Origin of the sequence: Desulfobulbus sp. (assembly GCF_030824455.1) — a bacterium.
In the GTDB taxonomy this organism is placed as follows: Bacteria; Desulfobacterota; Desulfobulbia; order Desulfobulbales; family Desulfobulbaceae; genus Desulfobulbus.
The window spans coordinates 1-19,225 of the sequence record NZ_JAVBXR010000074.1; the positions used below are offsets into that span (position 1 = coordinate 1).

Consider the following 19,225-nt stretch of genomic DNA (forward strand, 5'->3'; position numbering starts at 1 on the left):
TGGGGCGGGGAATGGGCTGTTGTCCTTGCTGGGCAGCGCCGGCGCCATCCGGTCAAGCAACCCCGCCTGCCGCCAAATAAGCGTTCTGTTCACAAACAACGGCGTTCCTTCCTGATGGGGGAACGCCGTTTTCAGTTCTTTTTCCCCACGTCCAACCGTTCCATCTTGTAGCGCAGCACCCGTTCGCTGATCCCCAGCGCCTCGGCGGCCCGCGTTTGCACCCCGTTGTGGCGTTCCAGGGCCTCGATCAGCATTTGTCGTTCCATCTCGGCCAGACGGCTGTTGAGATCGCCTTCGCTCTCCTGGCCCCGATATTCGCGGATTTCCGGCGGCAGATCGCGCAGCCCGATGTTGGGCGAGCGGGCCAGGGTGATGGTTCGCTGCAGGATGTGCTCCAGCTCTCTGATGTTGCCTGGAAAAGGGTACTTGGTCAGCTGGCTGAGGGCCTGGTCGTCAAAGACCGCCCGGCTGCGGTATTTGTCGAGAAAGAAACGGATCAGGGCTGGAATCTCCTCCTTGCGCCGCCGCAGCGGCGGGATGTCGACGGTCAGCACATTGAGCCGGAAGTACAGATCCTCGCGGAAGCTGCCTGCGGCCGCCATCTGCTTGAGATCGCGGTTGGTGGCCGCCAGGATGCGGACGTCCACCGACAGCGGTTGCTCGCCGCCCACCCGGCAAATCGTGTTTTCCTGCAGGGCCCGCAGCAGTTTGGCCTGCACGGTCAGCGGCAGTTCACCCACCTCGTCGAGCAGCAGCGTGCCCTGGTGGGCCTGCTCGAACACCCCGCGCCGGCGGTTGGCGGCCCCGGTGAAGGCCCCTTTTTCGTGACCAAACAGCTCGGACTCGAACAAGCCCTCGGGCACGGCGGCGCAGTTTAGGGTGACATAGGGGCCTTCTTTGCGCGGGCTGAGTTGGTGGATCAGGCGGGCGATCAGCTCCTTGCCGGTCCCGGTTTCGCCCTGGATGAGCACGGTCCAGGGGCTGGGCGCGGCCCGCAGCGCCAAGGACAGCACCTGCTGCATGGCCGGGCTGACGGCGATCATCCGCACCGGCAGGGCTTCGGCGTCGATGGTTTCCGTCACGGCGGCGACGTCGTCGGCGATGTACAACTGTTCCTCAATGGTCCGAATCCGGGCCAGCAGCTTTTCCAGATCCACCGGCTTTTCGAGGAAATCCTCCGCGCCCAGCTGCATGGTCCGCACTGCGGTGTCGACCGCGCCGTAGGCGGTGATCATGATCACCCGCGCCAGGGGATTGTGTTGCTTGATCCGCGCCAGAACCTCGTCGCCGTTCATGTCCGGCATGCGGTGGTCAAGCAGGACCAGATCAATCGGATGGTGCAAAAAGCGGGTCAACGCCTCGTTGCCGTTGGCCGCCTCCACCACCGAGTACCCCTGTTTTTTGAGAAAACCGCCAAGCAGATGGCGTTGCAGCGGTTCGTCGTCCACAATCAAGATATTCACTGCGTTCCTCCGCTTTCAGCGCGTGTTGGCGCGATGGTTCCCGGTTCCGCTATTTGGGGCAGGGTTAGGCTGACGGTCAGGCGCCCTTGTCGATGATCGGCGGCGATTCGCAGACCGCCGCCGTGCGCCTCGGCGATCCGGCGGCAGAGGGCCAGGCCCAGGCCGGTTCCCCGGGTTTTGGTGGTGAAATAGGGCTCGCCCAGGCGAGCGAGGTCTTCGGCGGACAAACGGCAGCCGCCGTTGGTCACGGCAATCTCCAGTCCTTCCGGCGCCGGGTTCAGATCAATCTGGACAAACCCTCCCTCCGGTTGCGCTTCAAGGCTGTTTTTCAACAAATTTTCCAGGAGTTCCGCCAGTAGGTCCGGGTCGGCATGCACTGTACCCTCGAATTGTCGGTTGACGCTGACTGTGATCTGTTGGTTTGCGCTTCGTTGTTGGTACAGGAGCAGCATCTGTTGCAGCAGTTCGGCCGGATCGATGGGTTGCAGCCGCGGCTGCAGCTTGCGGGTGAAGCGTTGCAGTTCGGAGATGATGGCGGCGGCGCGGCGCACCGCCTCTTCCATGGCGGCGATCAAGGCGCGCTGGTCTTCGTCCAGAACGGCGGATTCGAGCGTCAGCCGCTGCAACCCCATGTTGATCGCATTGAGCGGATTGCGGACCTCGTGGGCAATGGTGGCCGTGGCCCGTCCCAGAGCCGCCGCCTCATGCTCCTTGGCCAGGAGCCGTTCAAAGCTGCGGGTTCGGGCCAGATCCGCCTGTTGGTAGCGGTAGAGCAGCCAGGAAAAAAACAGGCCCAACCCCAGGAGCAGGGCGGCAAAAAGGATGAACTGCCGGCGCAGTTGGGTCAGTCGGTTCTGGTGGTTGGCGGCGTCGAGGCCCACGGTCAGGAACCCCATGGGCGTGGCCAGACGGGCCTCTGCGGTGGCGACGCCGTTTTCGGCAAGCAAACGCACAGGATCGTGCTCGGGGGGCTGCCCTGCGGCGTTCAGACGGACATAGCGGATGCCCGGCAACCGGGAGAGGTTGGCCAGCAGCGCCGGCAGGGCGGTTTTGTCGCGGAGCTGGACGATGGCGCGGGCGTCGAGGCCCACCCGGATGCAGCGGATCTGCGCCTCGTCCCCCGGATAGAGCAGCAGGGCTGTCTGTTGCTCCCGGTCGTAATGGAGTTGGTCAGGCGCGGGCGTGCAGTCCTGTTGCGCGGTCAGCCACTCGGCGGGGCCGCCGACCACCTGGCCGTCCTGGCGCACTAGGGCAATGCCGAGCAGACCGGTTTCCTTGGCAAGCGCGGTCAGTTCTTCGGGCTGAAGGGGATCGATAGCGTTGAGATAGGCGACGAACCGGGCCTTGTCGCGAAGAAAGGTGGTGGTCACCGCGTCGATGGTGGTTTCCGCCTGGTTGGCGTTGGTCAGATGTTCCTCGATGACGGCGGCCATCATTCGGGCTCGGTCCAGGGTGCTGCGGTGCAGGTCCTGATCGATGGCCGCCAGCTGCCAGAGAAAGGCCGCCAGCACCAAGGCGATGAGTAGACCGAACCCGGCCAGATTGACGCCCCAGGAGGGCAGGGGCAGGCGCTTGACGTCTTGGTTCACGGCGCTGTCCACGGCTCAACCCAGCGCTGGCGACGCTGCTGGCCGCCTCCGTGCCGACCTCCATGCGGCCCATGGCCGCCGCCCTGGCCGCGCCGACACATGCCCAGCCGGGCGCGGACGCCGGTGGGGTCGTGGCGGTAGCGTTGTCTCAGCGTGTGCAGATCGGCCTCGTTGTCCTGTTCCGTGTCGGCCTGCTGGGTTTGCTGGGCGTCCGCAGTCGGCGGATGCGCCGCCGGGCAATTCGGCGCGGGACGGGTCGCCTGCTCGGAGGGCGCCGGGCTTGTCGTCGCGGTTTGCTGCGGTTCGGCCTCGGCGGCCTGCAGGTGCGGCGGGCAACAGGCCAGCAGCAGGAGCGCGAGGAGCGCGAACAGGTTAGTGAGGTTCGGCTGCGGCTTCATGGATCAGGGCAAAGAGGGCGTGTGGGTCGGTTCCGTGCGCATCGGCAATCTTTTTCAGGCTGAGTTCCGGGTCGGCGTTGACCCCCTTGGCGGTCAGCGCGGCCACGATCCGCTGCTGGTCCAGGCCGTATTGGCGGCAGAGATCCTTGAGCGTGGTTTGTCCCATGCCGGGCGCGGGTTGGTCGGGCAGGGCCAGCGTTTTGGGAGCGGTCGTCTGCGTGTTGTCGGCCTGCATGGCGTCGTAAACCTTTTTGGGCGTGATCTGGTTGGCCTTGGCAATTGCCAGGATGGTCTGGTCGTCGCCCGAGAAACGGATTCCGGACCGAGCCAATCCAGCCTTGACAACGGCCAAATCAAGCCCGGTGCGCTTGGCAAAAAGGGCCAGGGAGGACAACTCCGCATGGCCGTAGGGCGGCTCGCCGTATTTCAGCGCCGCCGCATCCTTGAACGAACGGCCGAATTCAAGCGTTGTGCTGAAAGGCGGCAGATGCAGCAGGGTTCCGCCGACCACAAGCAGGTTTGCCAGCAGGGCCACGGTGAAGGCCGGGGTGAAAATCCGCAGCGCCTTGGCCTTGTTTTTTAGAGAGGCCATGATCGGTTTCCAGTTATAGCCCAGGTGGATCAGGCCCGCCGCGAGAAAGAGAAAACCGGCATTGATGTGAACGTCTCCCCAGCCCGTCTTGCTCAAGCCCAGCCAGCGCCAGTCCGACCAGTAGGCGACCCGGCCTTCCGGCACGACGTACAGCACGATGCTGGTCAACACCAGGACGACAAAGGAAAGCAACAGGGTCAAAGAGACGACGGCGCGCATACGCATAACGAATGTCCTCGGGGCGACACAATAACGGGAAAGCAGGCTGTGGGGTCTGGTGAGTTTGAAGCAGTATACATGCCAGACGGCCTGGTCGGTAGTTTTTCCTGCGGTGGGCCTATTTCGGGGATTTTGCTGTGAGGAGGCGGCGACTTGGTGATGATTTTGCGGCGATTTGGCGCTGCCGAGGCGGCGAGCTCGGCACGATTGGCCCCGTGTTTCGACAATATTGTCGAAACAGTGGTGCTGGTTGTCGATTTGGCCGCATTGCAGCGACGGCAGGCTTGAAAAACAACGGCCGGTTCCCTATAAACAAAAGGGTTTTGCCGAACAACAACAGGCCTGGAGCGGGCGGGAGGTCGAGATGACGGAAGAATATCAGGACATCAGCGTGGAACGGTTGCGCGAATACATGGCCAGACGGCAGGAAAACGACTATTTGCTGGTCGACGTCCGCCAGCCCGACGAATACGCCAAGGGCCATATCCCAGGGGCCGTGCTCATGCCGCTGGGCGAAATTTCCGAGCGGATGCGGGAGTTGCCGGTGGACAAGGACATCGTGGTCTATTGCCGGTCCGGCAAACGCTCGCGGGGGGCGGCGATCTTCATTGGATCTCGACCCTATGTGGCCGGAACCGTGTTTAATATGACCGGCGGCGTGCTCGCCTGGGATGGGGAACTGCTGCCGGCGACGCCCAATCTCAAGGTGTTTAATCTGGCCGGCGACAGTCAGGAACTGCTGCTCAAGGCCATGGATTTGGAACGCGGCGCGGAACGGTTTTACGCCGCCCTACGCCAGCGCTACGGTTCGATCCCCTGGGCGGAAAGTCTGGCGACCCTGGCTGAGGCCGAGGAGGCGCACGCCCGCATGATTTACCGCCATTGGGCCGAAGGACAAAGCCATCCCCCAGAGTTTGCTTTGCTCTATGAGGGGTTGGCTGGAGACATTGTCGAGGGCGGCTATTCCTGCGCCGCCCTGGTGGCCATGCTCGAGGAGCAACCGCTGGAGCCCTGCCGTTCGACCCTGGAAATGGCCCTCACCATCGAGTATTCCGCCTACGACCTCTCCCGCAACATGGCGCACCGGTTCCGCGGGCAACCCATGGAGGCGGTGTTCAACGCCATCGCCGAGGCGGAAAAGGAGCACATGCGAATTGCGGCCAGGGCGCTGGCGCTGTGCGGCCACTGAGGCGCGGCAGGTTGTCTGGTTGCCCGGTGGTCGGCAAGACGACTTGCGATTTTGTTCGATGAGTGGTAACGTCTCAAAATTATAGGGTTCTCCAGGAAAAGCCGAGTCACGGCTCAGGAAACGTCTGGAGCGTCTTTTCACTGATCAATGAACAAAAGGGAGCGACCATGAAGCACTTTTCCCATATGGGCAAAACCTACGAAGTGGATGAACACGGATGCCTGTTGGATCCGGCGTGCTGGGACGAGAATTTTGCCGAGGGCGTGGCCCGTGAATGTGATGTTCCGGTGCTCTCCGGCGAGCACTGGGACGTTGTCCGTTCGCTCCGGCAGACCTTTGCGCAAACCGGCAACTGTCCGACCATCTTTGCCGTCTGCAAGGCCAACGGCCTTCGGCCCCAGGAAATGCAGAAGCTTTTTCCCACCGGCTACCACCGGGGCGTGTGTCGGGTGGCCGGGGTGCACTACCGGGTCAGCCACATGCCCTACGGCGATCATCTGCGGGAAAGCGTCGCCGACCTGCGCGCCCTGAGCAGCGACAAGATCTACGCCACCGACGTCCGCGGTTTTCTGACAGATCCCGAGTCCTGGGACGAAAATTTCGCCGTCCATCGGGCTGCGGAGCTGCACATTGCCGGCGGCCAACTCACCGACGAGCATTGGCGGATCATCTACTACCTCCGCGACGCCTATAAGGTCCAGCGTCGCATCCCCACCATTTACGAGACCTGTGAGAACTGCAACCTGGATCTGGACGCCTTTGAGCAGCTGTTCCCGGACGGCTACCATCGCGGCGCCCTGAAGGTTGCCGGTCTGCGGTTCGCGTAGGTTTGCGTAAAACCGCTGTGCGCGCCATGACCAGGAGCTTGGCCTCAGAAGGCGTGATCCTGCTCCACGGTCTGGCGCGGACCCGGCGGTCAATGCGGCCGCTGGCCGTTTGGTTCCGGGAGCGAGGGGTTACGGTGGCCAACGTCGGCTATCCTTCCCGCCGCGCCCCCATCGAAACCCTGGCCCAAGCGGCCCTGCCGCCGGCGATTGCCGGGCTGCGGCGCAAAGGCGTGAGCCGCATCCACTTCGTCACCCATTCCATGGGCGGCATCCTGCTCCGCGCCTATCTGGCCGCCGAACCTCCGCCCGAACTGGGCCGGGTGGTCATGCTCAGCCCGCCCAATCAAGGCAGCGAGCTGGTCGATTGTCTGGGCCGATACGCTTGGTTCCGCCTGATGTTCGGTCCGGCCGGACTGCAGTTGACCACCGGCCCGGAAGGATTGCCGGCGCGTCTGGGACCGGCCGATTTTCCCCTGGGGGTGATCACCGGCAACCGTCCGGCCCTTGGTCTTGGCGGATTTTTCCCCGGACCCAGCGACGGCAAGGTGTCAGTGGCGCGGGCGCAGCTTGAAGGCATGATGGATTTTCTGGTGCTGCCCTGCGGCCATTCGCTGATCATGCGTCGCCGCTTGGTGCATGAGCAGGCGGCGGCGTTTTTGGAAAACGGTCGATTCAGGCGGTAAACTTCAGCCTTTGCGCAGGACGCGTTTGTCGTCAACGCGGATGGTGAGCTTGATTTTGTCGAAGTATTCGAGCAAGGGGATGGAGAATTTTCTGGTCAGGCCGGTGAGGTCTTTGAAGCGCTGGGCGTCGATTTCGCCCTCGCGGCGGATAAAGGCAATCACCTCTTCTTGCAGGGTCTGGATTGCCGGGGCGTGGAAAAAGAGCGTTTCATTGATTTTGATTAGTTCATCCTTGGCCAGCAGCAGGTCGATCACCTGACGGATCTGCCGTTCTGGAAACTCGCCGAACGCGGCCAGCACTTCCTTGAGGTTGGGCGGGGTGAGCAGGGCCTCGCGGTAGAGAGCGCCGATTTTTTGTTCCATCTCCTGCTCGTTCACCTGCAGGACGACGGTATGTCCGCCGAGTTTGACCTCGGCCCCCACCTGTTCAAGCGCCCCTTTTTTCACCAGCGCCGCCAGCAGCGCCAGCAGGACCTTCTGATCCACCGCCGGCCGCAGTTGGGAGCGGAGTTCTTCCTTGGCCAGGCCCGGTTTGAGCGGGTTGTTGCGGTGGAACGCGGTCAGCAGATCGACGATTTGGCGATTGATCCCCTCGGCCACCGTTGCCGCCAGCATCCGCTGGCTTTCCGAATCGACCACCACCAGCGCGCCGGTGGAAATCGGATGCTGCAGCTGTTTTTTCAGTTTCTTGCTGAACACGCCGGTGCGGGCCGCCAGTTGATCGGCGGTGATGCCCTTGCCTCCCGACTCTTCGGCCAGGATCAGCAGCTTCTGTTCGCTGTCGGCGGCGGTCAGTCTGGCAAAATGGGCCTGGTTGGCGATCCGGTCGCGCTCCAGGGTGCGTTTTCGTTTCTTGGGTGCGTTGTTAAGGATGGTTCCGCCGCCGATGGTGGTGATGGGCGAATAGCTGCGAATCACATAGTGGTCGCCGGGCCAAACCGCGACCGGCTCCTGGAGGATCAGCTGGATGTGGGTGGTCGAGCCGGGGGGCAGGGTGTCGGATTCCAGCAGCGCAATCCGGCCGACGATCTCCCGCGTGCCCAGATGGACTCGCACCTGGGTGCGATTTTTCAAGTCCTTGCGGGCTGAAGGCAGGTGGTGAAATTCGGCGTCGAGCAGGGTGGAGGCGATCAGGCAGCCCGGTGTGGCGGCCATGTCGCCCCGGTTGATCTGTTCCTTTTCAATGCCCTGAAGATTGATGGCGGTGCGGCGGCCGGCCTCGACCAGGTCGACGTCCTTGCCGTGCACCTGGATGCCGCGAATCTTGGCGGTCAGGCCGCCTGGGTAGAACATCAGCTCCGCCCCGGTTTCAATCCGGCCGGCCAGCGAGGTGCCGGTGATCACGGTGCCAAACCCCTTCATGGTGAACACCCGGTCCACCGCCATGCGAAACGGGCCGAATTCTTCATGGAAACTCAGGGCCGCCACCTTGGCGTCCAGCAGGCGGACGATCTCGTCGATCCCCTCGCCGGTGAGCGAGTTCACCGGGATGATCGGCGCGTTTTCAAGAAAGCTGCCGGCGCAGAAGTCGCGGATCTCTTCGGTGACCATGTCGAGCCATTCCGGTTCGACCACGTCCTTTTTGGTGAGCACGATCAACCCGTCGCGGACGCCGAGCAGCCGGCAGATCTCGAAGTGTTCGACGGTCTGCGGCATAATGCCTTCGTCGGCGGCGACTACAAAGGCGGCCAGATCCATGCCGGCGGCGCCGGCCACCATGTTGCGGATGAATTTCTCGTGGCCCGGCACGTCGACAATCCCGAGGCGATGACCGCAGGGCAGGTCAAGGTAGGCGAACCCGAGCTCAATGGTGATGCCGCGCGCTTTTTCCTCTTTGAGCCGGTCGGTCTCAATGCCGGTAAGCGCCCGGATCAGGCTGGTTTTGCCGTGGTCCACATGGCCGGCGGTGCCGAGGATGATTTCGCGCATGGACGAGAAGGCGCCTGCGCCGGTTTAGAGTTCGAGGTAGGGATTGGTTTTTGCTTCCCGGGCCATGGTGGACTGCAGTCCGCCGTAGCCGTGTCCTGGCCAGACAAAGGTGTCTGGCGGCAGGGTCAGGAGCCGGGTCCTGATGGCGTCGATCATCTGGCGCAGGGAGCCGCCGGGGAAATCGGTGCGGCCAATGGCGCCGACAAAGAGGGTGTCACCGGTGAAACAGTGCGGCGCGCTGTAGAGGCAGATGCCGCCGGGGGTGTGGCCGGGGGTGTGGATGACCAGCAGTTGCTCCTCGCCCACCGCAATCACGTCGCCGTCGTTGACGACGAGGTCAACGGGGGGCGATTCGGGCAGGCCGAGGGAGGAAAAATAGTCGCTGATGCGCGGGTCGCTGAAATAGGCGACGTCTTCGGCGTGCATCACGATTTTGGCGCCGGTGGCGGCCTGGATGCGGCCGTTGCCGCAGACGTGGTCCGGATGGCCGTGGGTGTTGATAATGTGCGTCACGGTCAGGCCGTTGGTTGTGCAGTAGTCGAGGATGCGGTCTTCGTCGCCGCCGGGGTCGATGACGGCCGCTTTCTTGGTCTGTTCGCAGGAGACGATGTAACAGCAGACTCCCATCATGCCGACGGTCAGTTGTTTAACAAGCATGGCCATGATCCTTGCAGTGGTGTGGAGGAGGTGAATCGGTGGGCGGCGAGCCAACGGACGGTGCATCCCCAGTCCGCCTGTTCGACGGACCGGGGATGGACGGATGCGCGATTACTTCGTGCCGCAACCGGAGCAGCCGCAGCCGCCGGCAAAGGGGTTGACCGTGACCGGGCCCGGAGGCAGGCGCTGTTCCACCGCGCTGACCACGCCGTCAAAGGCTTTGACGGCCGGGCTGTCCTCGTCTCCGGAAAGGTAGGCGGTGCCGGTGTCGCCGGCCATGACCACGCGCGGGTCCATGGGCACGCGGCCCAGGAAGGCAAGGTCAAAGTCGCGGGCGGTCTGCTCGCCGCCGCCCTTGCTGAAGATGTCCACGGTCTCACCGCAGTGCGGGCAGACAAAACCGGACATGTTCTCGACCACGCCGACGATGGGCATTTCCACCGCTTTGCAGAAGTTGATCGACTTGCGCACATCGGCCAGGGCCACGGCCTGCGGGGTGGTAACCACCACCGCCTGAACGCCGGGCATGGTCTGGGCCACGGACAGCGGTTCGTCGCCGGTGCCGGGAGGGGCGTCGACGATCAGATAATCGAGCGCACCCCAGTCCATGTCGGCGATGAACTGACGGATGGCCTGGATCTTGAGCGGTCCGCGCCAGATAATGGCGTCGTCGCGGTTTTTCATCATGTATTCCAGGCTGACCACCTTGAGGTTGTCGCTGTACTTGAGCGGCGGAATCAGGTCGTCGGGATTGGCCGGAGCCTCAAGAGAACCGGTGAGGTTGAGCATCCGGCAGACGTCCGGACCATGCAGGTCGACGTCCATCAGGCCAACCTGATGTCCTCTTTTGGCCAGACAGAGGGCCAAGTTGACGGCGACAGTCGATTTGCCGACGCCGCCCTTGCCGCTCATGACCAGGATTTTGTTTTTGATTTGACCCAGGGACTTGGTGATGGCGATGTCCTGCTGGGCCAGGCGTGCATCGCCTGAACCGCAACTGCCGTGCTGGTCGCTCCCGCAGGAACTACTGCCACAAGAACTGCTCATATTGCCTCCAACGATAAAGAGAATGGTGATAGGGAAAAGGGGGGTGAACCCATGAATGCGTCGCCGTCCGATCCTGTGCAATCCGCGCCCGGATCTAGTGTGCCGGAAGCGGTCGGTGCGACCAGAAAACATGAGCCCGCGCATTTCCTCCGGAGAAAAGAACGCCGGAGATGCCGCGGGTGTGCGAGTTCATCGTAATTCGGGCCTATACATTAATGCCGGCGAGTTGAAAAGCAAATAAAAAAGCAAAGGGCTTCCGCAGGCGTCCTGCTCGCGGTTTGCCCTGTGTTTTTCTTGATTTATAATTGCCGGAAAAGTTATAGTGCTTACTTGTATCGCATCGCTGGGCCGGGAAAACCACGGCCAGCCCGTCACCCGCCGGCGTCAAGGCGGTTGCGGGCGAGGCGTTGTCTTTGATTGTCGTTTTTGACTATCTGTCCGCGCACAACTATCTGCGACATTGCACCGGACGCGCCGGGAACGGCGAGCGTCGGGGGAGGGTTTGATGGATCCGTTCAGCAAGAAAATGTTGGAGGAACTGGAACAGATGCAGCAGCACACGGGGCGCATTCTGCGTTCCATGTCGCTGTCCCGGATGATGCCGATGGAGTCCGACGGCTGGCAGCCGGCTGCGGACGTCTACGAGGCGGAAAATTGCCTCTACGTCTACGTCGAACTGGCTGGCGTGGTGGGCGACACCCTGCGGGTCACGGTCGACGGTCAGCGGTTGCAGGTCAGCGGCGTGCGTCAACTGCCGCCGCACCAGTCGATTGCCTGCATTCATCAGCTCGAAATCGAGCTGGGCGCCTTTCAGCGAACCCTGACCCTGCCTGCCGCCGTCGAGGTTGAAGGGGTTGACTCGACCTACATCAACGGCATCCTTGTGGTGACTCTGCCCAAGCGAATCAGGAAGGGCAGGGTGACAATCAGGATAACCCCTGGAGAATAGCATGGAAAACGAACAGCAAACGCCACAGAAAAAAATGGACCCTGCCGATCTGGTCGTGCCGGAATCCCTGCCCATTTTGCCGTTGCACGGGTTTGTCTTTTATCCCGGCATGGGATTTCCGCTCCAGGTGTCGAGCGAGACCTCCAAGCAATTGATCGACGACGTCCTCCTGGGCGACCGGTTGATCGGGCTGGTGCCGAGCCGCCGCGACCAAACCAGCGACGATGACATTCTTGGTCCGGACGACCTCTATCAGGTTGGCGTGGTCGGGTATTTGCACAAGCTCAACAAGGCTCCCGAGGGCTTCTATCAGATCCTGATGAGCGGCACCAAGAAGATCGCGGTCTCCGAATTCGTTGACTCCAAACCCTATCTGCGGGCCAAGGTGGTTGAGATCCCGATGGAGCTCGTCGAGGATAAGAAAATCGAGGCCCTGCTGTTCAACATCCGCGGCCAGTTTCAAAAATTGGTGAGCGCCACTGAACTGCCCCAAGAGCTGGTGGCCACCATCAACAGCCTGACCAACCCCTTTTACGTCGCCTATCTGGTCAGTTCTCAGTTGAATTTGAAGATTGAGATGGAGCAGGAGATTCTTGAAATCACTCCGCTGCACGATCTGCTCCACCGGGTGGCCAAGGAGTTGGCCAAGCGTCTGGAAACCGTGGAGATGAGCAACCAGCTGCAGGCCTCCATGAAAAAAGACATGGACGAGCGGCAGCGCGAGTTTTTTCTTCGCCAGCAGTTGCAGGCTATCCGCAAGGAGTTGGGCGAGGGCGACGACGACAAGGTCGAGGTCAAGGAGCTCAAGGAAAAGGTGGCCGAGAAGGGACTCAGCCCCCAGGCCAAGACCGTAATCGACAAGGAGTTGAACCGGCTGGAGCGGATTTCCCCCTCGTCGCCCGAGTATTCAGTGTCGCGCAACTACATCGACTGGATTCTCGACCTGCCCTGGACCGAATCCACCAAGGACACCCTGGATTTGAACCAGGCGGAAGAAGATCTCAACCAGGACCATTACGGCCTCAAGAAGATCAAAAAACGGATTCTCGAGTTTCTGGCGGTGCGCAAACTCAAAGAGGACATCCACGGCCCGATCCTCTGCTTTGTCGGCCCTCCCGGCGTGGGCAAGACCTCGCTGGGCCAGTCCATCGCCCGCACCATGAACCGCAAGTTCGTCCGCATTGCCCTGGGCGGGGTGCGCGACGAGGCCGAGATTCGCGGCCATCGCCGCACCTATATCGGCGCTTTGCCGGGCCGGATCATCGAAAGTTTGAAACGGGCCGGTTCCAACAACCCGGTCTTCCTGCTGGACGAGATCGACAAGCTGGGCAACGATTTCCGTGGCGATCCTTCCTCGGCCCTGCTGGAGGTGTTGGACCCGGAGCAGAATTCGACCTTTACCGATCATTATCTGGATATTGAGTTTGATCTCTCCAAGGTGATGTTCATCGCCACCGCCAACGTGCTCGACACCATCCCCGGCCCGTTGCGCGACCGCATGGAAGTAGTTGAGCTGTCGGGCTACACCCAGCAGGAAAAGGTGGCGATTGCTGTCCGCCACCTGCTGCCCAAACAGTTGGAGGCCCACGCCCTGCGCAGTGATGATCTGGAAATGCCGGAAGCCGCCATTGGCGCGCTGATTGCCTCCTACACCCGCGAGGCCGGGGTGCGCAATCTTGAACGCGAGATTGCCGCCGTCTGCCGGGGCACGGCCGCTGAGATTGCCCGGGGCCGCACCGAAAAAATGGTGGTCAGCCCGGAGAGTCTCTATGATTTTCTTGGGCCGCAGCGCTTCTTCCCGGAGATGAAGGCCCGCAGCTGGGGGCCTGGCCTGGCCACTGGCCTTGCCTGGACGCCGGTGGGCGGGCAGATTCTTTTTATCGAAACTTCGAAGATGAAGGGCAAGGGAGGCCTCACCCTCACCGGCAAGCTGGGCGAGGTGATGAAGGAATCGGCCACTGCGGCGCTGACCTACATCAAATCGCACGCCAAGGAGTTGGGCGTGGACGAGGACGTCTTTGCCGGCATTGATCTCCATGTGCATGTGCCGGAGGGCGCCATCCCCAAAGACGGCCCCTCGGCGGGCGTGTCCATGGTTTCGTCGCTGGTGTCGGTGCTCCTGGGCCGGCCGGTGCGCCAGAATGTGGCCATGACCGGCGAGATCACCCTGCGCGGCGATGTGCTGCCGGTGGGCGGCATTGGCGAGAAGGTGCTGGCCGCGCTCCGGGCCGGGATCAATGAGCTGATCCTGCCGGCGCTCAATGAAAAAGACGTGTTGGAGATTCCCGAGGATATTCGTCAGGGCGTGCTCTTCCACTACCCCCATACCATCCGTGAGGTTCTGGAGATTGCCATGGACAAAACTGAGGCGCAAAGCTGATGCTGGGTTGGTTTAAAAAGAAATTCGGCAAAAAGCCGGCCGAACCCGAAGTCGTTGCCCCGGAGCCGATCCCGGATGCGGTCGAAGAGGTCCTGATTGAGGCGCCGTTGGCTGACCAGGCGCCGGCAACCCAGGAGCCGCTTGCGGTTGCGGAACTGCAAGCGCCGATTGACGCCGAGGAGGAGACGACAGAGGCTGCGGAGGCTGCTGTTGCCGAAGCTGTGGCCGTCGAATCCGCAGAGCCAATTGCGGTGGTTGCTGAACCTGTTCTAGATGACGCGATCACCGCGGACGCGATGGAAACCGCTGAGTCGGCCGAGGTAGTTGAACCCGCTGCCGCTGCCGTCGAACCAGTTGCCGTCGATCCGATTGCAGCCGAAGCGATTGCACCTGATATTGAGCGCGGTGAAGACCATACCCCAGACGAGCAAACGGCGGCAATCCCCGGGCCGCCGGCGGTTGAGCCGCCCGATGCGCAGGGCGTTGACGATACGGCGGCGCCGGTTGCGTTGCAAGCAGAGCCCGCTCCTTTGATCGAAGGGGAAGCGACCGCAGGCGACGAACCGGAACCTGCATCCGCCCTGGAGACGGAAGAAACAGCCCCGCAGGAACCGACCGCTGACGAGGGCGCGGAACTTGCCGCCGAGGAAGCCGTCAACACGGATGCTGAACCGTCCGCCTCTCCCATTGTGCCGGCCGCGCCGCTGGTTTCCAAAACCCAGGAAAAACCAAGCAGCAAGTCGCTGTTCAAACGGCTCCAGGAACGCTTGGGCAAGACCCGCGACTCCTTTGTCTACCGCCTGGACCGCCTCTTTCTTGGCAAAAAGGAAATCGACCAGGATCTGTTCGAGCAATTGGAGGAAATCCTGATCACCGCCGATCTCGGCGTTGCCACCACCCTGGAGTTGCTTGATGGGGCGCGGAAGAAGGTCAAGCGCGACCAGTTGAGCGATCCTCAGGCCCTGAAGACCATTATCCGCGACCAGATTGCAACCTATATCCAGGCCTCGGAGCAACCCGCCGAACTGGTGATGCCCGAGGACGGGCCTTTTGTGATCATGGTGGTCGGCGTCAACGGCGTCGGCAAAACCACCTCCATCGGCAAGATCGCCGCCAAGTTCGTCCGCGCCGGACAATCGGTGCTGATGGTGGCCGGCGACACCTTCCGTGCCGCCGCCATCAACCAGCTCCGCATCTGGGGCGAGCGGGTCGGGGTTGAGGTCATTGCCCAGAACCCCGGATCCGACCCATCGTCCGTGGTCTACGACGGGCTGGAATACGGCGTGGCGCACAACTTCGACGTTATCCTCATCGATACCGCCGGCCGGCTTCACACCAGCGTCAACCTGATGGAAGAGCTGAAAAAGATCAAGCGGGTGATTGGCAAGAAAATGCCGGGCGCGCCGCACGAGGTGATGCTGGTGCTCGACGCCACCACCGGCCAGAACGGCATTTCCCAGGCCAAGATGTTCCACGAGGCTGTGGGCGTCAGCGGCCTGACCCTGACCAAATTGGACGGCACCGCCAAGGGCGGCATTGTCGCCAACGTCTGCCGCGAAACCAAGATCCCCGTTCGCTTTATCGGCATCGGCGAGCAGATCGACGATCTCCGCGATTTTGACGCGCGCGAATTCGTTGACGCCCTCTTTGCCGGCCAGGAACGTTAATCAGCCCGGTTACGCCGTCGATCACGGCGGCATAACCGGTCGCAGCACATTTCAAACAGCACATCACAATGGAATATCGACAACATAATCAACCGGGCTGCGGCGGCTGTCTGCTGCTGCTTGCCCTGCTGGCCTTGGTCACCGGCGGCGCGCCGGCCCTGCTCAATCTCTTGGGCTTTCTCTTCTATTCCGGCTTGGCCGGCCTGTTGGTGCTGGTGGGCGGGTTTTGGGCCTTCACCTATTACATCCAGCGCCGGGTTTCCACCTACGAATCCTCGCAAACCGAGAGCCATAACCGTTTCGTTTTCCTCCTGGTCAACATCCTGGTCAAGATTGCCCAGGCCGACGGCCATTTTTCGCGGGCCGAACTGAACGCCATCCTCACCTTCTTCCAGGTCCATCTGCGCTACAACCAGGATCAGATGTACTGGGTCAAGCAACTGGTCAAGGATGCGAGGAACGCCGAGACCGATCTGCGCGGCCTGCTTGAGGAGTTCCGCGCCAATTTTGCCTACGAACCGCGCCTGATCCTGCTGGAGCTGATCTACCAGATCATCTACACCAAACAGCCGCCGCCGGAAAACGAGTTGCGCCAGGCCCGGGCAATCGCTCAGCTGCTGGAGATTTCGGTCTACGATCAGCGCACTATCGAGGCCAAGTACATGTACCGCCAGCGGCAGGAAGCCGCCAGCGCTGGCAACCTGGAAGAGCAGTATTATGCAGTGCTCGGCCTGGAAAAGGGCGCTGATTTTGTCGAGATCAAGAAGGCCTACCGCAAGTTGTCCATGCAGTACCATCCGGACAAGGTCGGGCATCTGGGCGAGGAGTTTAAAAAGGTCGCCGAAGAAAAGATGAAGGAAATCAACGTTGCCTACGGGTATTTTGAGAAGAAATTTGCCGGCGGTCGATAGTCGTTTGTTCCGGAGTCGCTGAGACTTCAGGCCTCAATGGCGCTATGCATTGAGGCGACAGACGAGACGACCGTCTAACAACCAACAACAGTGAGAGGGTGTGCAATGAGTGGTGTAGCCAAGAAGATGCGGGGTTTTGCGGAAAATTCCTCCTGGATTCGCAAGATGTTCGAGGAGGGCGCGAAAATGAAGGCTGAATTCGGGGCCGACAAGGTCTTTGACTTCAGCATCGGCAACCCCGACGTGCCGCCGCCGGCCAAGTTTTACACCGTGCTCCGAGAACTGGCGCAAAATGAGCAACCCGGCATCCACGGCTACATGCCCAACGCCGGCTACCCCTTTGTCCGCGAGGCCCTGGCCAAACGGCTTGGCGCCGAGCAACAGGTGAACCTGGGCGCAGGCGACATCCTCATGACCTGCGGCGCGGCCGGTGGTCTGAACGTCATCTTCAAGGCCCTGCTTGATCCCGGCGACGAGGTCATTATTCTTTCGCCGTTTTTTGTCGAATACCACTTCTACATCGACAACCACGGCGGCGTTGCGAAGATCGTGGCCACCGACAAGGATTTCAACCTCGATCTGGGCGCCATCGAGCAGGCCTTGAGCGAAAAAACCAAGATCGTCCTGATCAACAGCCCCAACAACCCGACAGGCCAAATTTATTCGGCCGAGTCGATGCAGCAGCTGGGCAAAATGCTGGACGCCGCCGGCGGACGCTTCAACACCAGCATCTATCTGGTGTCCGACGAACCGTACCGCAACATCGTGTTTGACGGCCACCAGGTGCCGCCGCTGATGACCGCCACCACCAACGCCATCCTGGCTTCTTCCTACTCCAAGGAGTTGTCGCTGCCGGGCGAGCGGATCGGCTATCTTGCCGTTCATCCGGCCATGGCCGACAAGGAAGCGGTGGTCGGCGCCCTGACCCTGGCCAACCGCATCCTTGGTTTTGTCAATGCGCCGGCCCTGATGCAGCGGGCGGTGACCCAACTACAGGACGTGTCGGTCGACAATACCATCTACGCCCGCCGGTTGGAAGCCTTCTGCAAGGTGCTCGACGAGGCCGGGATGAGCTATGTCCGCCCCAAGGGCGCTTTTTATCTTTTCCCGCAGACGCCGATTGACGACGTCGAGTTCTGCCGCCTGCTGGCCGAACAGAAGATCCTGGCGGTGCCCGGTCGCGGCTTTGGCCTGCCCGGCCACATCCGGCTGGCCTTCTGCGTCGATGAAAAGGTTATCGCCGGTTCGGTCGAAGGCTTTAAGAAGGCGATGGCGCTGGCGGAAAAATAATTGCCGCCCTGGTTCAATAAAAAAAGGCCGCCTTCCCTTGCGGGAGGCGGCCTTTTTGCGTTGTGCGGAATCTGTTTGTTTAGCCGCGATCCGCTTTGCGAATCACCTCGCACAGGTCGTGGGCAATGGCGGCGATTTCCTGCTCGTCTTCGCCCTCGGTCATCACCCGGATGACCGGTTCAGTGCCCGAGGCCCGCACCAGGATGCGGCCCCGGCTGCCCAGTTTCTGCTCCGCTTTTTCCAGGGCCTCGGGAAAACCGGAGATGTGCTCCGGGGCAATCTTGGTGGCCATGCGCACGTTCTGCAGCACCTGGGGAAAGGTGGCCATGATCGTGGCCAGCTCGGACAGCGGCTTGTTTTTCTTGATCATGATCGCCAGCAGCTGCAGGCCGGCGAGGATGCCGTCGCCGGTGGTGTTGTGGTCGAGAAAAACCAAATGGCCGGACTGCTCGCCGCCGAAATTGTAGCCTTTGGCGCGCATGGCCTCGACCACATAGCGGTCGCCCACCTGGGTGCGCACCATCTGGCCGCCCATGGCGGTCATGGCCTGCTCCAACCCCATGTTGCTCATCACCGTGGCCACCAGGGTCTTTTTCTTCAGTTTACGGCGGTGCATCAGGTCGCTTGCGCAGATGGCCATGATGTGATCGCCGTCGACAATGGCGCCGTGCTCGTCGCAGACGATCAAACGATCGCCGTCGCCGTCCAGGGCTAGGCCAATGTCTGCGCCCAGTTGCTTGACCTTGGCGGCCATCACCTCCGGATGGAGGGCCCCACATTCGTGGTTGATGTTCTTGCCGTCGGGTTCGGCCCCGATGGTGGTCACCTTGGCCCCGAGCTCGGAGAACACGTGGGGAGCCACTCGGTAGGTGGCGCCGTGGGCGCAGTCGAGCACAATGTGGAAATCGTCGAGCACGTAATCCTTGGGAAAGGTGTTCTTCAGATACACAATGTATCGCCCGCAGGAGTCCTCGATGCGCGAGGCCTTGCCCACCTCGTCGGCCACTGGCCTGAGCGCCGCCATCTTCTGGGAGAAAATCAGGTCTTCGATGTCGGCCTCCATCTCGTCGGGCAGTTTGTAGCCGTCGGCGGAAAAGATTTTGATGCCGTTGTCCTGAAAGGGATTGTGCGAGGCCGAGATCACCACGCCCGCGTCGGCCCGCATTGAGGTGGTGATGAAGGCGATGCCCGGCGTGGGCAGCGGCCCGACCAACTGGACGTTGACGCCCATGGAGCAGATGCCGGCGGCCAGGGCGTTTTCGAGCATGTAGCCGGAAAGCCGCGTGTCCTTGCCAATAACGATGGTGTTGCCTTTGACCTGGTTCTTGACGATGAAGGCGATGGCCCGGCCAATCTGCATGGCGATTTCCGTGGTCATGGGGTAGATGTTGGCCACGCCGCGCACGCCGTCGGTTCCGAAGAGTTTTTTCATGGG

General features: G+C 61.8%; 17 protein-coding genes. 9 read left to right on the forward strand and 8 right to left on the reverse strand.

Going from position 1 to position 19,225, the window contains the following annotated elements; all coding sequences use genetic code 11:
* Positions 1-131 precede the first annotated feature (131 nt).
* From RCH93_RS09405 to RCH93_RS09420, 4 genes are read right to left on the reverse strand one after another with little or no spacing between them, the layout of a single operon-like run.
* Positions 132-1,463, reverse strand: coding sequence for a sigma-54 dependent transcriptional regulator (locus tag RCH93_RS09405; RefSeq protein ID WP_306548112.1), 1,332 nt, complete (start codon positions 1,461-1,463; stop codon positions 132-134).
* On the reverse strand, positions 1,460-3,052 hold the full coding sequence (locus tag RCH93_RS09410; protein WP_306548114.1) for an ATP-binding protein: 1,593 nt from the start codon (positions 3,050-3,052) through the stop codon (positions 1,460-1,462). Before RCH93_RS09410 ends, RCH93_RS09405 begins: the two co-directional genes overlap by 4 nt.
* On the reverse strand, positions 3,049-3,450 hold the full coding sequence (locus tag RCH93_RS09415) for a hypothetical protein (protein ID WP_306548115.1): 402 nt from the start codon (positions 3,448-3,450) through the stop codon (positions 3,049-3,051). The genes RCH93_RS09410 and RCH93_RS09415 overlap by 4 nt, the downstream gene beginning before the upstream one ends.
* Positions 3,425-4,267, reverse strand: a complete 843-nt coding sequence (locus tag RCH93_RS09420; protein ID WP_306548116.1) for a DUF4405 domain-containing protein — start codon at positions 4,265-4,267, stop codon at positions 3,425-3,427. Before RCH93_RS09420 ends, RCH93_RS09415 begins: the two co-directional genes overlap by 26 nt.
* Positions 4,268-4,414: 147 nt before the next feature.
* Between RCH93_RS09420 and RCH93_RS09425 the strand changes: the two genes are divergently transcribed.
* From RCH93_RS09425 to RCH93_RS09440, 4 genes are all read left to right on the forward strand, one after another.
* On the forward strand, positions 4,415-4,549 hold the full coding sequence (locus tag RCH93_RS09425; protein WP_306548118.1) for a hypothetical protein: 135 nt from the start codon (positions 4,415-4,417) through the stop codon (positions 4,547-4,549).
* 76 nt (positions 4,550-4,625) lie between these two features.
* On the forward strand, positions 4,626-5,450 hold the full coding sequence (locus tag RCH93_RS09430) for a rhodanese-like domain-containing protein (protein WP_306548119.1): 825 nt from the start codon (positions 4,626-4,628) through the stop codon (positions 5,448-5,450).
* A gap of 167 nt (positions 5,451-5,617) precedes the next feature.
* Positions 5,618-6,277, forward strand: coding sequence for a TusE/DsrC/DsvC family sulfur relay protein (locus tag RCH93_RS09435; protein ID WP_306548120.1), 660 nt, complete (start codon positions 5,618-5,620; stop codon positions 6,275-6,277).
* 26 nt (positions 6,278-6,303) lie between these two features.
* Positions 6,304-6,960 (forward strand): triacylglycerol lipase, encoded by a 657-nt coding sequence (locus tag RCH93_RS09440; protein ID WP_306548121.1) that lies wholly within the window; start codon positions 6,304-6,306, stop codon positions 6,958-6,960.
* A 3-nt stretch (positions 6,961-6,963) separates the two neighbouring features.
* Here RCH93_RS09440 and selB read toward each other — a convergent pair whose 3' ends face one another.
* The 3 genes from selB to RCH93_RS09455 form a co-directional block, all read right to left on the reverse strand.
* Positions 6,964-8,889 carry a selenocysteine-specific translation elongation factor gene (selB, locus tag RCH93_RS09445; protein WP_306548122.1) on the reverse strand — a complete coding sequence of 642 codons (1,926 nt, stop codon included), beginning with the start codon at positions 8,887-8,889 and terminating at the stop codon, positions 6,964-6,966.
* A 24-nt stretch (positions 8,890-8,913) separates the two neighbouring features.
* Positions 8,914-9,546 (reverse strand): MBL fold metallo-hydrolase, encoded by a 633-nt coding sequence (locus RCH93_RS09450; RefSeq protein WP_306548124.1) that lies wholly within the window; start codon positions 9,544-9,546, stop codon positions 8,914-8,916.
* 111 nt (positions 9,547-9,657) lie between these two features.
* Entirely contained in the window at positions 9,658-10,593 is a 936-nt protein-coding gene (locus tag RCH93_RS09455) for an Mrp/NBP35 family ATP-binding protein (protein WP_306548126.1), read from the reverse strand.
* Positions 10,594-11,098: 505 nt separating this feature from the next.
* Here RCH93_RS09455 and RCH93_RS09460 point away from each other — a divergent pair.
* From RCH93_RS09460 to RCH93_RS09480, 5 genes are all read left to right on the forward strand, one after another.
* Entirely contained in the window at positions 11,099-11,542 is a 444-nt protein-coding gene (locus RCH93_RS09460; RefSeq protein WP_306548127.1) for an Hsp20/alpha crystallin family protein, read from the forward strand.
* A gap of 1 nt (position 11,543) precedes the next feature.
* A complete protein-coding gene (lon, locus tag RCH93_RS09465) occupies positions 11,544-13,922 on the forward strand; it encodes an endopeptidase La (protein WP_306548128.1) in 2,379 nt (792 codons plus the stop codon).
* Positions 13,922-15,589: a signal recognition particle-docking protein FtsY gene (ftsY, locus tag RCH93_RS09470; RefSeq protein WP_306548129.1), complete on the forward strand. Its 1,668-nt coding sequence runs from the start codon at positions 13,922-13,924 to the stop codon at positions 15,587-15,589. Before lon ends, ftsY begins: the two co-directional genes overlap by 1 nt.
* 68 nt (positions 15,590-15,657) lie before the next feature.
* Positions 15,658-16,500, forward strand: a complete 843-nt coding sequence (locus RCH93_RS09475; protein ID WP_306548130.1) for a J domain-containing protein — start codon at positions 15,658-15,660, stop codon at positions 16,498-16,500.
* A 105-nt stretch (positions 16,501-16,605) separates the two neighbouring features.
* Positions 16,606-17,790 (forward strand): pyridoxal phosphate-dependent aminotransferase, encoded by a 1,185-nt coding sequence (locus tag RCH93_RS09480; RefSeq protein ID WP_306548131.1) that lies wholly within the window; start codon positions 16,606-16,608, stop codon positions 17,788-17,790.
* A gap of 79 nt (positions 17,791-17,869) precedes the next feature.
* Here RCH93_RS09480 and glmM read toward each other — a convergent pair whose 3' ends face one another.
* Positions 17,870-19,222, reverse strand: a complete 1,353-nt coding sequence (glmM, locus tag RCH93_RS09485; protein ID WP_306548132.1) for a phosphoglucosamine mutase — start codon at positions 19,220-19,222, stop codon at positions 17,870-17,872.
* Between the last annotated feature and the right edge of the window lie 3 nt (positions 19,223-19,225).

Coding starts and splice junctions, on each gene's coding strand:
- RCH93_RS09455 (WP_306548126.1), bottom strand. CDS start 10,593: ATGAGCAGTTCTTGTGGCAGTAGTTCCTGCGGGAGCGACCAGCACGGC.
- selB (WP_306548122.1), bottom strand. CDS start 8,889: ATGCGCGAAATCATCCTCGGCACCGCCGGCCATGTGGACCACGGCAAA.
- RCH93_RS09450 (WP_306548124.1), bottom strand. CDS start 9,546: ATGCTTGTTAAACAACTGACCGTCGGCATGATGGGAGTCTGCTGTTAC.
- RCH93_RS09435 (WP_306548120.1), top strand. CDS start 5,618: ATGAAGCACTTTTCCCATATGGGCAAAACCTACGAAGTGGATGAACAC.
- glmM (WP_306548132.1), bottom strand. CDS start 19,222: ATGAAAAAACTCTTCGGAACCGACGGCGTGCGCGGCGTGGCCAACATC.
- RCH93_RS09460 (WP_306548127.1), top strand. CDS start 11,099: ATGGATCCGTTCAGCAAGAAAATGTTGGAGGAACTGGAACAGATGCAG.
- RCH93_RS09430 (WP_306548119.1), top strand. CDS start 4,626: ATGACGGAAGAATATCAGGACATCAGCGTGGAACGGTTGCGCGAATAC.
- RCH93_RS09480 (WP_306548131.1), top strand. CDS start 16,606: ATGAGTGGTGTAGCCAAGAAGATGCGGGGTTTTGCGGAAAATTCCTCC.
- ftsY (WP_306548129.1), top strand. CDS start 13,922: ATGCTGGGTTGGTTTAAAAAGAAATTCGGCAAAAAGCCGGCCGAACCC.
- lon (WP_306548128.1), top strand. CDS start 11,544: ATGGAAAACGAACAGCAAACGCCACAGAAAAAAATGGACCCTGCCGAT.
- RCH93_RS09475 (WP_306548130.1), top strand. CDS start 15,658: ATGGAATATCGACAACATAATCAACCGGGCTGCGGCGGCTGTCTGCTG.
- RCH93_RS09440 (WP_306548121.1), top strand. CDS start 6,304: ATGACCAGGAGCTTGGCCTCAGAAGGCGTGATCCTGCTCCACGGTCTG.
- RCH93_RS09420 (WP_306548116.1), bottom strand. CDS start 4,267: ATGCGTATGCGCGCCGTCGTCTCTTTGACCCTGTTGCTTTCCTTTGTC.
- RCH93_RS09415 (WP_306548115.1), bottom strand. CDS start 3,450: ATGAAGCCGCAGCCGAACCTCACTAACCTGTTCGCGCTCCTCGCGCTC.